This window comes from Chitinophaga hostae (assembly GCF_018224885.1).
Classification (GTDB): domain Bacteria; phylum Bacteroidota; class Bacteroidia; order Chitinophagales; family Chitinophagaceae; genus Chitinophaga; species Chitinophaga hostae.
Genome location: NZ_JAGTXB010000003.1, coordinates 22,134 through 37,514 on the forward strand (window position 1 = coordinate 22,134; position 15,381 = coordinate 37,514).

Annotated in this window: 21 protein-coding genes; 11 read left to right on the forward strand and 10 right to left on the reverse strand. The window is 42.2% G+C overall.

The window, feature by feature from the left end; translation table 11 throughout:
- Positions 1–57: 57 nt before the first annotated feature.
- Genes KE626_RS07185 through KE626_RS07195 form a run of 3 tightly spaced genes read right to left on the reverse strand, consistent with a single transcriptional unit; the run spans position 58 to position 1,272 of the window.
- On the reverse strand, positions 58–438 hold the full coding sequence (locus KE626_RS07185; protein ID WP_211972200.1) for a helix-turn-helix domain-containing protein: 381 nt from the start codon (positions 436–438) through the stop codon (positions 58–60).
- Between the two features lie 4 nt (positions 439–442).
- Positions 443–853, reverse strand: coding sequence for a helix-turn-helix domain-containing protein (locus KE626_RS07190; RefSeq protein WP_211972201.1), 411 nt, complete (start codon positions 851–853; stop codon positions 443–445).
- Positions 854–867: 14 nt separating this feature from the next.
- Positions 868–1,272, reverse strand: coding sequence for a helix-turn-helix domain-containing protein (locus tag KE626_RS07195; RefSeq protein ID WP_211972202.1), 405 nt, complete (start codon positions 1,270–1,272; stop codon positions 868–870).
- A gap of 205 nt (positions 1,273–1,477) precedes the next feature.
- Here KE626_RS07195 and KE626_RS07200 point away from each other — a divergent pair, with 205 nt between their 5' ends.
- Genes KE626_RS07200 through KE626_RS07210 form a run of 3 tightly spaced genes read left to right on the forward strand, consistent with a single transcriptional unit; the run spans position 1,478 to position 6,691 of the window.
- Entirely contained in the window at positions 1,478–2,056 is a 579-nt protein-coding gene (locus KE626_RS07200) for a TlpA family protein disulfide reductase (protein WP_211972203.1), read from the forward strand.
- 36 nt (positions 2,057–2,092) lie between these two features.
- On the forward strand, positions 2,093–5,305 hold the full coding sequence (locus KE626_RS07205; protein ID WP_211972204.1) for a SusC/RagA family TonB-linked outer membrane protein: 3,213 nt from the start codon (positions 2,093–2,095) through the stop codon (positions 5,303–5,305).
- Positions 5,306–5,323: 18 nt separating this feature from the next.
- Positions 5,324–6,691 (forward strand): RagB/SusD family nutrient uptake outer membrane protein, encoded by a 1,368-nt coding sequence (locus KE626_RS07210; protein ID WP_211972205.1) that lies wholly within the window; start codon positions 5,324–5,326, stop codon positions 6,689–6,691.
- Between the two features lie 58 nt (positions 6,692–6,749).
- Here the strand turns inward: KE626_RS07210 and KE626_RS07215 are convergent, their stop codons facing one another.
- From KE626_RS07215 to KE626_RS07235, 5 genes are all read right to left on the reverse strand, one after another.
- Positions 6,750–6,902 (reverse strand): hypothetical protein, encoded by a 153-nt coding sequence (locus KE626_RS07215; protein WP_211972206.1) that lies wholly within the window; start codon positions 6,900–6,902, stop codon positions 6,750–6,752.
- A 108-nt stretch (positions 6,903–7,010) separates the two neighbouring features.
- The gene (locus tag KE626_RS07220; RefSeq protein ID WP_211972207.1) at positions 7,011–7,529 is read right to left on the reverse strand and encodes a hypothetical protein; all 519 of its coding nucleotides are present in this window, start codon (positions 7,527–7,529) and stop codon (positions 7,011–7,013) included.
- 140 nt (positions 7,530–7,669) lie between these two features.
- Positions 7,670–8,035 (reverse strand): hypothetical protein, encoded by a 366-nt coding sequence (locus KE626_RS07225; protein ID WP_211972208.1) that lies wholly within the window; start codon positions 8,033–8,035, stop codon positions 7,670–7,672.
- 50 nt (positions 8,036–8,085) lie between these two features.
- The gene (locus KE626_RS07230) at positions 8,086–8,616 is read right to left on the reverse strand and encodes a MauE/DoxX family redox-associated membrane protein (RefSeq protein WP_211972209.1); all 531 of its coding nucleotides are present in this window, start codon (positions 8,614–8,616) and stop codon (positions 8,086–8,088) included.
- 176 nt (positions 8,617–8,792) lie between these two features.
- Positions 8,793–9,797 (reverse strand): AraC family transcriptional regulator, encoded by a 1,005-nt coding sequence (locus KE626_RS07235; protein WP_211972210.1) that lies wholly within the window; start codon positions 9,795–9,797, stop codon positions 8,793–8,795.
- 618 nt (positions 9,798–10,415) lie between these two features.
- Here KE626_RS07235 and KE626_RS07240 point away from each other — a divergent pair.
- The 7 genes from KE626_RS07240 (at position 10,416) to KE626_RS07270 (ending at position 13,325) form a co-directional block, all read left to right on the forward strand.
- Positions 10,416–10,655 (forward strand): hypothetical protein, encoded by a 240-nt coding sequence (locus tag KE626_RS07240; protein WP_211972211.1) that lies wholly within the window; start codon positions 10,416–10,418, stop codon positions 10,653–10,655.
- A 49-nt stretch (positions 10,656–10,704) separates the two neighbouring features.
- Positions 10,705–10,908: a hypothetical protein gene (locus KE626_RS07245; protein ID WP_211972212.1), complete on the forward strand. Its 204-nt coding sequence runs from the start codon at positions 10,705–10,707 to the stop codon at positions 10,906–10,908.
- A gap of 11 nt (positions 10,909–10,919) precedes the next feature.
- Complete coding sequence (locus KE626_RS07250) at positions 10,920–11,396, forward strand: hypothetical protein (RefSeq protein ID WP_211972213.1); 477 nt, start codon at positions 10,920–10,922, stop codon at positions 11,394–11,396.
- Between the two features lie 66 nt (positions 11,397–11,462).
- A complete protein-coding gene (locus tag KE626_RS07255; RefSeq protein WP_211972214.1) occupies positions 11,463–11,897 on the forward strand; it encodes a DUF6908 domain-containing protein in 435 nt (144 codons plus the stop codon).
- 51 nt (positions 11,898–11,948) lie between these two features.
- On the forward strand, positions 11,949–12,332 hold the full coding sequence (locus KE626_RS07260; protein WP_211972215.1) for a hypothetical protein: 384 nt from the start codon (positions 11,949–11,951) through the stop codon (positions 12,330–12,332).
- Positions 12,333–12,589: 257 nt separating this feature from the next.
- Entirely contained in the window at positions 12,590–12,898 is a 309-nt protein-coding gene (locus KE626_RS07265; protein ID WP_211972216.1) for a J domain-containing protein, read from the forward strand.
- Between the two features lie 109 nt (positions 12,899–13,007).
- Entirely contained in the window at positions 13,008–13,325 is a 318-nt protein-coding gene (locus KE626_RS07270) for a hypothetical protein (RefSeq protein WP_211972217.1), read from the forward strand.
- A 124-nt stretch (positions 13,326–13,449) separates the two neighbouring features.
- Here the strand turns inward: KE626_RS07270 and KE626_RS07275 are convergent, their stop codons facing one another.
- The gene (locus tag KE626_RS07275) at positions 13,450–13,791 is read right to left on the reverse strand and encodes a hypothetical protein (protein WP_211972218.1); all 342 of its coding nucleotides are present in this window, start codon (positions 13,789–13,791) and stop codon (positions 13,450–13,452) included.
- 7 nt (positions 13,792–13,798) lie between these two features.
- Positions 13,799–14,074: a hypothetical protein gene (locus KE626_RS07280; RefSeq protein ID WP_211972219.1), complete on the reverse strand. Its 276-nt coding sequence runs from the start codon at positions 14,072–14,074 to the stop codon at positions 13,799–13,801.
- A gap of 169 nt (positions 14,075–14,243) precedes the next feature.
- On the opposite strand from KE626_RS07280, the gene KE626_RS07285 reads away from it, so the two are divergent.
- Positions 14,244–15,131 carry a toprim domain-containing protein gene (locus KE626_RS07285; protein WP_211972220.1) on the forward strand — a complete coding sequence of 296 codons (888 nt, stop codon included), beginning with the start codon at positions 14,244–14,246 and terminating at the stop codon, positions 15,129–15,131.
- Positions 15,132–15,381: the final 250 nt, after the last annotated feature.

Genomic DNA, 15,381 nt, shown 5'->3' on the forward strand with positions numbered 1-15,381 from the left:
TATGTCTAAACAGTAGTCGTTTGAACTAAAGATATAAAAATATTCATTTTGTACAAGTCATTTATATATCTTCAAGGATTCCAAAATTAGTTCCAGTGATTCTGCAAGTTTGTCGTACTGATTTGTATTAACTGTTTGATGGAAGCAGTTAGCAATCGTGGAATTACTAACTCCACAATTTTCATAAAAATTCATGGTGTTATATTGCACTCTATCATCACTGAAATCTATTAAACCTTGCTCAGTTACACCCAATGCCCTTGCAATATCTTTTACTCTACCTATTTCTATTCTCTCCAACTGTTCCAATTTTGAAACATCTTGAACAGAAATCCCCAGGGTATTTCCGAACTCCATCTCTGTTATTCCTCGTAGCAGGCGAATGCTTTTAATTTTCCTACCCCAATGCTTGTTACAATTACTTTCAACTATCGCCATCCGTCTATTGTTTTTGTTTCTTCAAATTATCTGCTGTTTGTTTTTCCCTAGCGATAAGTTTCTCATAAAGTGACATTGCCTGGTGAATATCGAAAGTATTTAGATTCTCAATATTGTTAGCGCAAATACCCGAAGCTGTCACACCACTGGAATCATAAAAATTAATAGTATTATACAACACTTGCTCTTCATGGTATTTTTTAAGTCCTTCAACGGTGACTTCCAATGCTTGTGCGATTTTCTCGATCTTCTCATCATCTAATTTTTCGCTTTGTTCCAATTTTGAAACAGCCTGCTTCGACATGCCGCCAAGCCTTTCACCTAACTGCGTTTGAGAAAAACCTCGTAAACGTCTTATCCTTTCAACCCTACGCCCCATGTGAGCCACATTTGTACTATTGATTGACTTTTCCATTTCGATTAAATTATTTATTCATTATTAGATTTATTTCTTAAAATCTCAACCTTCTCTCTTTCGCTGGTCAATAGCCGCTCATAAAGTTCAACAATTTTTTCAAGAGGATTAAATGTACCAGCGACAGAATTAATCGAATTATCAGAGAATGAACAATCCCTTACGTTATTGATATTATTAATAACATTTCTTTCATCAAAATCCCTGATTAAATCAGCAGACACACCCAATACATCTGCTATTTTATCCATCATTGCATCATCTATGTACTCCATCTTTTCTAGTGCTGAAATACCTTGCTGACTTAAACCTAAATCCGTTGCTAAAGCTTCCTGTTTAACATTCATATAAACCCTAATTTTTTGGATATTCTTTCCATGATGCTTGCTGGATTTCATATCTGGAGAGCCTGTAACCATATACTCAATTTTAACCACAATATAGTAAAAGTCAACCAATTTCCAGTTAAAGTCAACTAAAAATTGGATAAAATTAGCATCACAAGGGCTAACTTGCTGGATGAGACTAATTCCCTTGCTATTGGAAATATGACAAATTCATTGGTAGAGCGGCATTCGATACAATACTAGCCTGAAAACTTATACTTCAATTTAAAAATCACGCATGAAATTTATGTTTTTCTTTGCGCTGGCCCTTATTGGGCTGGCACGACCTTCCTTTGCTCAGGATCTTCAACCAGCAAAACTACATCGCCTATCTGTAGGCGATACAGTACCCGACATTTTCTTTCTCCTTTGGAACGAAAAAGCGCCAATTAAGCTGAGTGACCATACCGGCAAGCTGGTGATCCTGGACTTTTGGGCAACATGGTGCAGTAGCTGCGTTCGCATGTTTCCCAAATACGATTCCCTTGAAAATCAGTTCTCCGGGCAGATAAAATTCCTCTTGGTCAACAGCGTTCGGGGAACACTGGACAGCATCCCGCAACTTCAAACATTTTTTAGACGTTGGCAAACAGTAAAAGGAAAGCCCTTCCCACTTACCACTGCCATCAACGATACCACCGCGTTTAAACTGTTCCCGCATATATACATTCCTCACTATGTATGGATTTCAGCCAACAGGAAAATACTAGGCATCACTAGCGCCGAAGCACTTACTACCGGCAACATACAAGAAGCACTGAAAGGACAAATTTTAAAAGAACCTATTAAGGATGACAGATACGATAGGGATAATTGACACAACACCATTTATTCACCAAAACACAATTTTTCAATGAGATTTATTTTTGCAGTATTTCTTTTCTTACTCGCCGCAGCCGCATCGGCACAGCCGAATGCCCGTGTAAAGATCAGTGGGCGGATTTTATCTAATGACCAAGTGCCGTTAGCTGGTATTTCCATATCAGCGATGAAAGGCGGCATCAAAACTACTACGGGAACAGATGGTACATTCACCCTCTCCCTTGTTGAATTACCCGACACCCTGAACTTTACCCATATAGGCTACCAACCAGTCCGAACGCTGATTGCCAGCCCGGAAAAAGCGTTGGAGGTCATCATGAATACCGTTGCCACGGAACTATCACAGGTTACAGTCAGTACCGGCTACCAGCGGATAAAGCCTAACCAGGTCAACGGATCATTTTCTATTGTAGATAATGTATTGCTAATTCAACAGACTGGCACAAATATCCTCAACAGGCTTCAAAACGTTACACCCGGCCTGAGCTTTAACCCAGGCTATGGCAATGCAAACAGCAACAACAATAAAACCGGTATCAACATTCGGGGCTTGGGTACCATCAACGGTTCGCTGGATCCCCTCATTGTTCTGGACAATTTTGTATTCAATGGGGATATACAAAACATAAACCCTACAGACATAGAAAGTATCACGATCCTAAAGGACGCAGCAGCGGCCAGTATTTGGGGGGCCAGGGCAGGTAACGGGGTAATCGTCATCACCACCAAAAAAAGCCGATACAATCAAAAACCAACCGTTTCTCTTACTACCGGCTCAATCGTTCAAAAGAAGCCCGATCTATCGACCCTAAACGATATGAGCATTGCCGACTACATGAACTTAGAAACATTTCTCTTCGGGAAGAACTACTTCAACCCAGCACTAAACCGGAAGTTTGTTCCAGTTCCACCACTCATTGAAGTGCTACTGAAGCGAAAATCTGGTTTGATCTCCGCTACTGATAGCATTACGCAGGTAGCTGCGCTACAAGCACAAGATAGTAAGGCCCAGTATGAAGAGTACTTTTACCGTCCTGCTACAACTCAGCAATACTCGCTAAGCGTATCTGGTGGCAGCAGCAATGTAAGGTGGCTAATGGCAGGAGCAATTGACCGAAACACCGACAACCTTAGTACCAGGTATGATAAGGTGAATCTCCACCTATCAAATGCGGTAAAACTATCTGCTAAACTACAAACTGACATAAACGTATATTATACCAACAGCAAAGCCACCAGCGGAAAAGAAAGTTTTAATACCGTGGCTAGTGTCAACGGCAGATATACGCCTTACCTTTCATTTGCAGACAAAGAGGGTAACCCTTTACCTGTTCCTAAATATTACCGAGATAGCTACGTAGACACAGCAGGTGCGGGACATTTACTTAACTGGAAATACATTCCACTGGATGAATATAAGCTACGGCAAGCAACCACACACACAGACGATATACTCGCCAATATCACCATTGCCTATAAAATCTTACCGTCATTGCAGATAAGTGTTCTTTACCAACATCAGCAACAACGTACAGACCTGCAAAACATATCAGGCGTAGGCAGTTTTGACGCTCGAAATACCATCAACCTGTTTACACAGGTTAACCGCTCTACTGGGCAAGTGACACAGAACGTCCCCGTCGGGGACATTCTCCGCACTACTTTCACCAATCGAAAAAGCCAAAACCTACGCGGCCAGATTGACTTCAACAAGAAATGGAAAGACCAAAATGTAGCACTGCTCGCTGGCGCCGAGATACAGCAACTTCAGACTGATGGCAATAAGAATATATACTACGGATACAATGATCAACCACTTTCATATGCAAAGATGGACTTCTTAAATCAGTATCCTACATTCATCACCGGCAGAAACCAAATCATAGCAGATGCAGGACTGCCACCAGCAAACACAACAAATCGTTTTGTTTCTGCATTCGCCAATATGAATTACGGGTACAAATCAAAGTACAGTGTTTCTCTCAGTGCGCGATACGATGGCAGCAATGCCTTCGGTGTCGCAACAAACGATAGATGGAAACCTCTTTGGTCCGCCGGTTTAGGATGGGATATTTGTCGTGAACGATTCTACGGCCTCCAATGGCTACCGCAACTAAAACTGCGGGCGACTTATGGTACGTCTGGCAATGTAGACCTCACTCGGACAGCGTTACCTGTGGCTGTGTATAGCGTGGACCCACTTACAAACATACCAATTGCCGCCATAACAAACCTGAATAATCCCCGGCTACGATGGGAAACTGTAAAGCAGGTCGATATAGGACTACAGTTCTCCAACAACTTTCTATCAGGCAGTGTTGACTACTACAGGAAAAAGGGGACCGATCTTTACGGCCCTATGCCCTACGACTACACAGCGTGGGGTGCCTCCAATTTTATCATCGCCAATGTTGCTGACATGCAGGGTACAGGTATCGATGTACTGCTAAATAGTCAAAATCTCAATGGGAAATTAAAGTGGAACACAACTGCGATTTATAATTATGTCAGCAACAAAACCACAAAATACTATGATGAATCTGCGCAGAGTATTAACACACTACTAAGCGGAGGCAGAAGTATTACACCGGTGATCGGCAGGCCGTTATATAGCATCGCAGCTTTTCAATGGGCATCACTCGATAAGGCCGGAAACCCACAGGGTTATTTAAATGGTGAACTGAGTACAGACTACGCCGCAATGCTCGCATCAACACCGGGAAAAGATGGAAAAATCCCAAGCATTGTATATGTAGGTTCTTCTATACCCAGGTCTACAGGAAGTTTGATAAATACATTTGGATTCTTCAATTTTGAGCTATCGGTAAATATTTCTTACAAATTCGGGTACTACTTCCGCAAGCCATCAATATCATACTCAGGTATAGTTGCCGGTGCGATGGGCAACAAGGAATATGCTGAAAGGTGGCAGAGGCCCGGTGACGAAAACAAAACATCTGTACCATCATTTAATTACCCAGTTGACGGCACCCGTGATATGTTCTACGCATATAGTACGATTAACGCCCTCAAAGGCGATCATATCCGGCTACAATACATTAACCTCACGTATACACCGGTAGGGCATTTCGGCATAAAAGCGCTAAAACAATTCCAGCTATATGCAAACATGGCGAACGTTGGTATACTATGGCGGGCCAACGATCACGGAATAGACCCTGACTTCCCGAATGGCTTACCAACGCCAAAAACATTTTCCGCCGGCGTACGCGCTTCATTCTAAACCTAAAAAAACAAAATCATGAAACACACAGCATATATACTACTACTCGGTGGACTACTCGGTGGACTGGTTGGTTGCAACAAATACCTGGAGGTACAGCCCGACAATACATTGACAGTACCCAAGACCCTTACTGACCTACAGGCATTACTTAACAATTCCCAAAAAATGAATCTCCAACGGACACCAAACTTCAGCGAGGCTTCCGGGGATGACTACTTCTTATCTGATGACCAATTCAATAGCCTTGATGTAGAACTACAGCGAATCTATACATGGAAGGTAAAGGAATACAAATTTCAGAATGACTGGTCTATTGCGTACGAACCGGTATTTATTGCTAATCTTTGTTTAGAGCAATTGCAGAAAATACCGCCAACCACAAACCAGGCAGTATGGAACCAGGTCAAAGGTGCTGCGCTGTTCTTTCGCAGCTATTACTTCCAGCAGCTAGTAAACACGTTCGCACCAGCCTATGATGCCGCCACAGCTACAAACGATCTAGGCATTGTATTACGCACTCACTCAGACTTCAACGAACCAAGCGAACGCGCCAGCGTACAGCAGACACTTGAACAAGTACTACATGATGCCAAAGAGGCCGCCTATCTATTACCGGACCTCCCAAAGCTACCAACAATGCCATCGAAGGCCGCCGCATATGGTCTATTGGCGCGTACCTACTTATCAATGCGGTACTACGATAGCGCCTACCACTATGCTGATGCTGCGTTACACCTAAAATCCGACCTTATGAACTTTGCCGCCGACAATGACATAAACAGTAGTATCACCTCACAAATTCCTTTCCGACAATTCAACAAGGAGACTATCTTCTATTCGGAGATGGCAACCACTAATTATGTCATAAATCCATCTACTATAGCTGTGGATTCCAACATCATAAAATCGTACAACAAAGACGATTTACGCCTTACTGCCTTCTATACGAAGGAGGATACAATATATCGATTTAAGGGCAGCTATACCGGGAACGAATGGCAATATTTCACAGGGATTGCGGTAGATGAATTATACCTGATACGAAGTGAGTGTGCCGCACGGGTAGGAATAATAGGACAAGCTATTTCAGATATGCAAACACTGTTAAAATCAAGATGGAACGAATCCGCCAATCCGCCAGTGATAACGCCTGCTGATAGCAAGGAAGCTGTGACTATGATACTCAATGAGCGGCGGAAAGAACTTTTTATGCGGGGCACCCGCTGGATGGATATAAAACGGCTGAATAAAGAAGGTCGGAATATCTCCCTGCAACGTGTTGTTGCAGGCACTACTTACAGATTGAATGCAAACGATCCATACTTCGCTTTACCACTTCCACAGGACATAGTGAGCAATACAGTACCACAAAACAAGTATTAACCAGTATCTAGGAAAACCTAAAGAGGCTTCAGTAGCCCTGATGTAGAGAAGGCGGCCTTTAGCCGCCTTCTTTCTTTTTACCTTCTTCATATTCCGTCACCCACTTCACCAGGGCATCCCAATATGCTGATGGCAAATCCTGGCTATTCGGATAAGCGACCCACTCTCCCCCCGACACCCTCACTATCTGGCCGTAATGGTATCTATTCACAGTTACGTAATAGCTATTCCCACCGGCACCATGCGGTTTAGAAAGTTCGACTTCACGCCCACGTTTGTCCGTAAACTTTATACCATCCATACTCGAACCAATAAAAAATCACTTTCTTTCAGCCAGCGTCCAACCGCTATCCGACAACATCAACACAGCTTTTTCCTTTTTAATGCCTTCTAATTTATAATGAGACAATTCAGCAAAAGGCGTATTATGCTGATGCTCTACAGTGTATTCAACTGTTGCTTGTTTTCCGTCAGGTTGGGTTTTAACATCGACAACCTCTTTAAAATGCAATTCGCTAATTTTCACGCGTTGTATACTGTATTTCTTATCGCTTTCAGTTACTGGTAACATATACAATGCTGCCTTATCAGTAAAGCTGATAAAAGGTTTCCCAGCATCTGCCAGTGATTGCGTTTTCTGTATTCTAATGTAACCCTCATCTTCCAATTTTGTTTTCAGTGCGCCCGCTGCGTGCTGTGGGTCAGCCGTAAATATCTCCCAGTCTAGCACTTTGGGGTACTTCTTGGCGATGACTTCTGCCGCCTTCTCTTTTGTCAACTCATTTGAGCTACAGGAAACAAAAAACACTGTAATAAGTATATAAATAAATATGCGCATAATTCATATGATTTTACATGCAAATTTACCGATTTCACCCCAACAAAAACCGCACTGTGCCTATATTACAAGTTGATTCTATCACACGACAAAAAGGCTACACCTCGCTTCGAGGGTAGCCCTTTCAAAATAAAACAAATTTACCTTGCCTGATTAGAATACAGATTTCCGCTACCAGAAATACCAGTCACGTATGCTGTAGTTCCACTTTGAGCAGCAGAAATGCTGACACCGGAAAGCTCAGTCGGACTATTGGGGTTATCTACATAATCAGCACTCACCAAGATACGGCAGGCTTTCTGGTTAATATTAGCACAACCGCTCAGGTTAAGCCCCTTATACTCCCAATACGTGTTTGACGGATTGGACACATTTGCAGTAGTTGATGGTTGTGAACTTTTAAACTCGAAAACGTACATATCAGCGCGTTTACTTTTGGCTTCTTTAAAGGCAAATCCAGTAAAGGCAACTACGGCGGCAAATATGCCGATTAAATACTTTTTCATTACATGAAATTTTTAATTGTTAAAAAATTATTTAATACAGACCGGACAACTTAACCTTTCGTCATAGGAGGCGCACGGCTACCATCATCGAGGCACTTTCCTGTTGCCATCATTCCCAATATTGCCAATACAATCATGACTATATTAAATGCAATGTGCGACTTCCAGGACAAGCCTTCGAGAACACCAGCACACATGCACGGCAACTTTGGCGATACCACCATCATATAACATAGATAGAAAGTAAATACTGATAGTAGAACGATAGCGTATTTGAAGCCTCTCATTCTTAAACTTGGTACAAACAACGCTACTGCAATTAATATTTCGATTACTGGTAGCGACCATGTAACTACTCCCGCCACGTCCGCCAATAAATACGACTTTTCTAAAGCATCCATAAACCGACTATGATTATACATCTTGTCCAACCCGGTATACAAAAAGAGGCAGATTAGCAAACCCGATGCGGCTTGCGCGATATATCCCTTTGTTCTAATTCCTGGTAATGGTTGCTTACTATTAAGGCGCATATGGCAAAGTGATTCCTGATAAGGTCTATCCTTACCGATATATTTCACATTCTGTTGGCGGTATTACAACGTCCTTTGTGTTTGTCTAAAGCTGAGGGCTACAATATTCTTGATTGTCTGATGAATCTATATTAAAGTTAGGAACCTGTTTGATAGTTAACAATACATCAATGTTGAAATTTCCTTTTTGCTACAAAAAACTTCCTTTTTGACACATTACCATTCTACAATAATTCATTCAACAGAATTTCTACCAGTATTTGGAATGCCATACCTAAATTCATATCCCGCCACACTGATAACTTTGTTTTTTCCATTGGATAAAACGCCCTGCGCAAATTATTGTACGTACGAAAACCGCATCGCCTCGCTACCTCAGCCAGCGGCAGCTCTGGATTCGAGAGCATGATTTCCTTTGCAGCCTTCACACGTTCGTATGTTAGATACCGGTAGGGAGTAATGCCGAATACCTGGCGAAACTTATACTTAAAATCAGTGGTATTCATCTGTGTAGCTTTTGCCCATTTTTGCAATGTCATTGCTTCCGAGTACCTACTCATTATCATCTCTCTCACATGGTATAAATTTTCTGCTTGTTCGTAGGTGATCTTCTTATCATGCCCTCCATTTTTAATCAAAGTAGCTACCACCTGCTGCACGATCTCTATTGCTGCCCCGTCTTTTGCAGGGTCTTTCAACAACGACTCCACACCCTCCAAGACAGAATATCCACTCCAGACCGGAGTGTCGGAAATCCACACTGGCTTATCATGACCGATCATCTCGGAAAACGTATCAAATACCCTACTTCGTAGATTAAGTTGACTGAATAAGTCCGTAGATACGTGCATATCCACCACCTCGTAGGTTACGTCAGCTTTTAGCCGTATCTCAACATCAGTCAATGGCGAGTACTGAAAATACATTTGACCTTGCATGATACCGACAGGCTTCCCAAGGTAAACATGCGCTATATGCTTTTTCAACATAAGTCGAAAACCTAACCATTTTACATTCCTAACAACACGCAAAGACACATCAGCATATGGCTTGTAGGTACTACGCCATATCGTGAATTGTTGCTGTTCCACAACCTGATAATAAAAATCTCCAAAACCGTTGATGGACTGGTAAGCAAGGCTTCCGGGAATATATGTCTGCGGTAGGCTATGGGGATTGTTTGGCATAAAACTAACTTGTCCGTTAGTTCTTTCGGATAAGGTAAACATTAAGCTGAGGTTTTAATGAATAATGGGTTACTCCTTTTAAGACGCTGGCATTTCTCGTATTTTTTAAATGGTTACCAAATGATGGGGTTGTCCGGTCATTATGCCCCTATAATAAATTTACAAAACTCCATCCATTAATGTACACAGATGTGCTATTCCCCTTTACATATTTATCTAGTGTCACATTGAAACTGAGATCAAAGCAACTTTTTTCTATAAACATTTTCAATTATAAAACTATCATTATTACTTAGGGTATTTGGGAAGTCAAGGCTTGAATCTCGATGAAACTTCCGTTGCGTCGCACTCTTGTGCGAAAAATCCTCTACTCACCCTACCATATCATTCATGCCACCATACGACGCCACTACTATAACAATTATAACACTGACGACTACACGATTTTAAAACGATTACCGCATTGAAGGAATAGATGTGTATCGTTTTCCGGATGCCGGAGAACAGCCCTTGAAAAAAAATCTCCACCCAAAAGGGTTGTATTTTTTTTCGGCAGGCAGTTCTTCCGGGCTCCGAAAAACAATGCGCAGCGTTGCTGGCGAAAAAGAAGAAAGCGGCACACACAGTAAGCCGTAATCATTAACTCAAAACTTTTTCGTTATGCAACTTTCAAACAATTTATCAGAAATCGCAAAGGTTATCCGCGAAGATTGGAAGAATATCGCATATGCTGCAAAGCCCTATTTGTCGGCTATGGAAATACTAAACAGCATTGACGATATGCTGTATCATGAAAGCGCTCGAAGTATAGTACAGCGTTTCCTTCTGAATGCTCATTCATGGCATGGAGAAACCGCAAGATTAGTAAAAGCCCACCTAAATAACCTACTCAATCAGTAACGCCCTACGGGGTATTATCCCCTCTTTTCCTCACTTCAAATATTTCACTATGCAAAAGATATTATTAAGCCGCTTAATGCGCATGTCCTGGGAGATACAACGCCGCCGTCATACCAATCGATCTAAAGCCCTCCTGTCAGCATGGGTTATTTTCCAAAATGATGATATAGCAGTAGGCTATCTCCGTGCAAAGCACAGCACCCGCCACAGTAAACCCGCACCTATTAAAAACTTCTCCCTTTTCAACTTCTAAAAATTTGAACGATGAAATATTTCAATAACTGTAAAACCTTAGACGAAGTAAAAATGCTTTACCGCGAGCTGGCAAAAGAACACCACCCCGATATGGGCGGTGATACCGCAACCATGCAGGAAATCAATAAAGAATATGCTTTTGCCTCTGCCTTTATTGCAAAGGGTTCCGGCATGACGGATGAACAAATAGACGAAGAATTAAAACTATCTGAGGAATACAGAGAAAAAATAGAAAAAATTATTCATCTGCCCGGAATCGTTATCGAGCTTGTAGGCAACTGGATATGGGTCACCGGAGAAACAAAGCCGGTTAAAGAAACCCTAAAAAACGCAGGTTTTGTTTTCGCTTCAAAAAAGGTTGCCTGGTTCTACAGGAACGAAGCATTTAAAGTGCGCGGCACTGGTGCGCCGCTGGAACAAATCAGGGCAAAATACGGGTCACAAACCGTACACGGAAAAAAAAGAAAAACCATTGATGAAGCATAAAAATGACGGAGCGGCACAGCCGCTCTGCTTACCCTCTCTTTTCGCTCACACCCAAATTTCAAAATCATGAAAAAGTTAAATCACCAAGCTACAAAAACATTTTCCGAAATACTAAAACGGTTAGGCACACGCGAGTATGTCAAGATAGAAACATATCAGTTTATGGCGCTTACGGTGGAAGTATTAAACACTTTGATAACCACTGAATGCGGCGAGGCTAAACTTGTAAGCCTATGCCACTACCACCAAGAAGACGGGGTATCAAAACGCGACCCGGAAATGAGATTTATTGTCGTAGATGGAAGGAGCGACCCAAAGGAAATAAAAAAACTAGTTGTTATCCCCCAAATGTTCCGTCAGGACAACAGAGGCATAAACCAGGACAGCATAAACCTTGAAAACGATGTTATCGTGTCCTACTGGCCGGACCTACAGCTTGATCATACCTTATGCGCTAACCAATGGCTAGCCAATATCCAGAAACAAGGATTCTTAAAATAACAAAGGCGCGGAGCAATCCGCGCTCATTCCTTCACTTCAAAACCTTAACACATGACCTCACTTTCTAAAATGAACAACGAACAAAAGGCAAAGTTAATTTCTGAACTTTTCATCGAAGAAATTCCTGCCTTCCTGGACTATACAAAGGAATTTTCTGGCCGGATAACCGGTGACCCTGACAGCCTCCGCAAGCAATGGAAACCCAATCCGATTATCGGCCCGGCTGATTGGATTTATTACGCTACCGAAATAAGCCGCCTAATTGAGAAATACCGCGCCAATCTGGTAAAATCTCCCAAGATGTTTTCCGAGCAGCTTTTTTACGGTATGCTGGCATTATACACCGTCCATTGCTTACAGCAGTATGCAAAGCAAAAAACGACAAACGAGAGGTTCAAACTCGCTTGCGATCTCATTTTTTCATCACATGACTAAATCCAAAACAAATGTTACCTACAATTTACGTACGGTCTGATATGGCCCTACCAGACAACTCACAATGGGAAAATCGCTTCAATGTAAAAAGCGAATCCTCCAATCGTCTTTATGTTATTTCTCAGAACAAAAAAAATAGACATTGGGGGTTCAGTTGCCCAGGTTGGAGGGCACACCGGACCTGCAAGCATCTTTCCGCTCTCGGACTGCCTGGTCACTCTCAACCATATGAAGTAAACCTCATAAACCAATAGACTATGGCAAAGAAAGGCTTTCTTGATGGCTATAAAACGTACAACACAGACAGTGGCTTCGGCAGCCCCGGCGAATGGCGTGAAACATTTAAACAACGAATGAGTAAGGAAGATGCAACGCTTATCATTACAGAGATTGCACAATCTCCGCATGAAATACTCGGTATAAAACCCGGAGCATCTGCGAATGAAATTAAAACCGCCTTCCGTCAACTTATCCGGCAGTGGCATCCAGATTTAAACCAACATCGAATAACAGAAGCCGAAGCAATGAGTAAGAAGATCATAGCGGCCCACACCCTACTCACTTAAAACATCTATCACCAGGTATGCCTTCCTTCAACATGGAAGGCATACCATAAACCCGAACAGAAACGCCCAAACCCGCGGTGCCATTCCTCCATCTTATAAAAATATCCATATGCCCATAGACAAGAAAAGTAAAGGATACGATGTATTCTGTAAAAATGTCTTTAAAGTATTTTGCCGTTCTGCCAAGCGGGTGACCTTCCAAGAGGCACTCACAGATCACGAACAATATTACTTCATCGATGATTTTGCGGATAGGCATGACATTATCGCTTTTCATATCTACCTCGATATTTTCTTCTTCATCGAAACACCGATAGAAGGGATAGTCAAGTATCAAATATACATCGGACACACATATACGATACACGAATTAATACCTGATGCAGAACGGGAATTATTTGAAGTTTTCAAAAGTGGATGGGAATAGTAAAAAGTAACCCACAACGCCGTTCCGATCACTTTGACAATCTGAAAAAAAAGCCGTTATCCATTCATTAACATCATCTGATTGAATAACGGCAATTGTTGTTAACCTAACTGCCGGAAACAAGCTATAACTCCAAACATTGAATGCTTTCGAGGTATGGCCTATCCTTCCGGACCCCAATCTTCAATTCATACAAGCTGTTGACCGGGCAGGATGCAAAATCAACAGTTTCTCTATTCAATTGATAGTTCTTTAACTGCTTATTCAGAAATACCGTCAACTGAAACCTCAGACCGCCCTGCTGTGAGAAAAAACCATTTATCCCCATTATCTTTTTAGCCCAAATCTTAAAATCAAGCCGAGCAACCACTATACCAGTCGGAACAGACGTTATTGAGTAGGGATATTCTTTGGTATGCAATCCCATTTGCAAGGCTTTACTCCATGCCAGCACATTACTTTCCATCCGCTTATCATTTCTGTGTTAACAAAGAAATTTTTTCATTCAATTCTGTCAGGCCGGCCTTCTTCAGCAGTTCGTCTGCTAATCCCTTAATGGAATCAACTGTCGCCGCTTCCATTCCGGCAAGAAGTGCATCTTCACGGCTCTTCAATCCTGCGTCGATCACCTTCGCCAATAACAGGATTAATTTTCTTGGTTGCACTAAACTGACTTTTACCGTATCCCCCATTCCCGGAGAGGCGAGTAATGTCTCAAAAATCACAGCTACATCTTTCGCACTTAACATACTCACTTGTTTTTTTTGAACAATATTTTTTCCAGTGTAAAATTATTACTAGTGACAACCAATCAGCACTTTCACCCACGTCCTTCTTTGCAGTGGTATAGTCTCAACTGTGTTACATCTCTACTTTTGTATCTGCAATTTTGCTTTGTGTAATTGAAAAATGTGAGTTATGACAATAGAGCAAGCTAAAGACCTGGATATGGTTGACTACCTGTCCAGATTAGGACATCAGCCAACAAAAATTTCCGAGCCTCATTACTGGTATATCTCCCCACTACGCCCAGATGAAAAAACACCCTCTTTCAAGATAAATCGAGTGATGAATAAATGGAAAGACTGGGGAAGTGGTGATAGCGGGAACATTATTGATTTTGGGGTCCAGTATCATAAATGCTCTGTAAAAGATTTCTTGCAAAAGCTGGATGCAAACACGCCAACGACTAGGCCTGCAATCCCACAATCTGATTCACCGGCGGAAAGCGAAATCACGATCAGGCAAGTGAAACCTATTACATCAATACCGCTCATACATTACATACGTCAACGTGGTATCCCGATGGATATAGCGGAGCGTTACCTGAAGGAAATAAACTATAACCTCAAAGGGAAAAATTACTACGCCCTGGGATTCAAAAATGACGCAGGCGGATATGAGCTGCGTAACAAATACATCAAGGCCAGCAGTGCGCCCAAAACCTCCACATTCATTGACAATAAAACCGATCAACTTGCAGTGTTTGAGGGATTCTTCAACTTTCTCACGTATCGCGCTATGCACAGAGATGAAACGAAGAATCCAACCAACTATTTAGTCCTAAACTCTCTGTCTTTCTTCAACGGCAATATGTCAAGAATGACAGCGCATAACCACGTGCGCCTGTTTCTTGATAATGACAAATCCGGCGATAAATTCACCAAGCAGGCATTAACTTCCGACTGCCAAAAATTCAGCGATGAGCGGAAGCTGTATGCCCATTACAAAGACCTTAATGAGTGGGTACTCAATATCACCCCTCAGCAAAAGCAACAACACCAGCAGCAACACCGAAGCCCCTAGTATCTCCCGGCTACGTACTCTCTCGATTGTGCGGGGCTTCGGGCCATCTACACAATAAGCCATTGCCGTATCCATCATTTCAAACGATTCCCTCACCATGCCTGAATCTGCCATTGTCGCATCCAGTAGTGCAAACGATTCTTTCACCATGCCAGAATCTGAGATCAACTGCTGCGCTATGATCGGCCAGATGTACGGTTGTGCCACAAGGCTACAACCGAATCTGGCCGGCACCCTCCGAAGTCGGGGC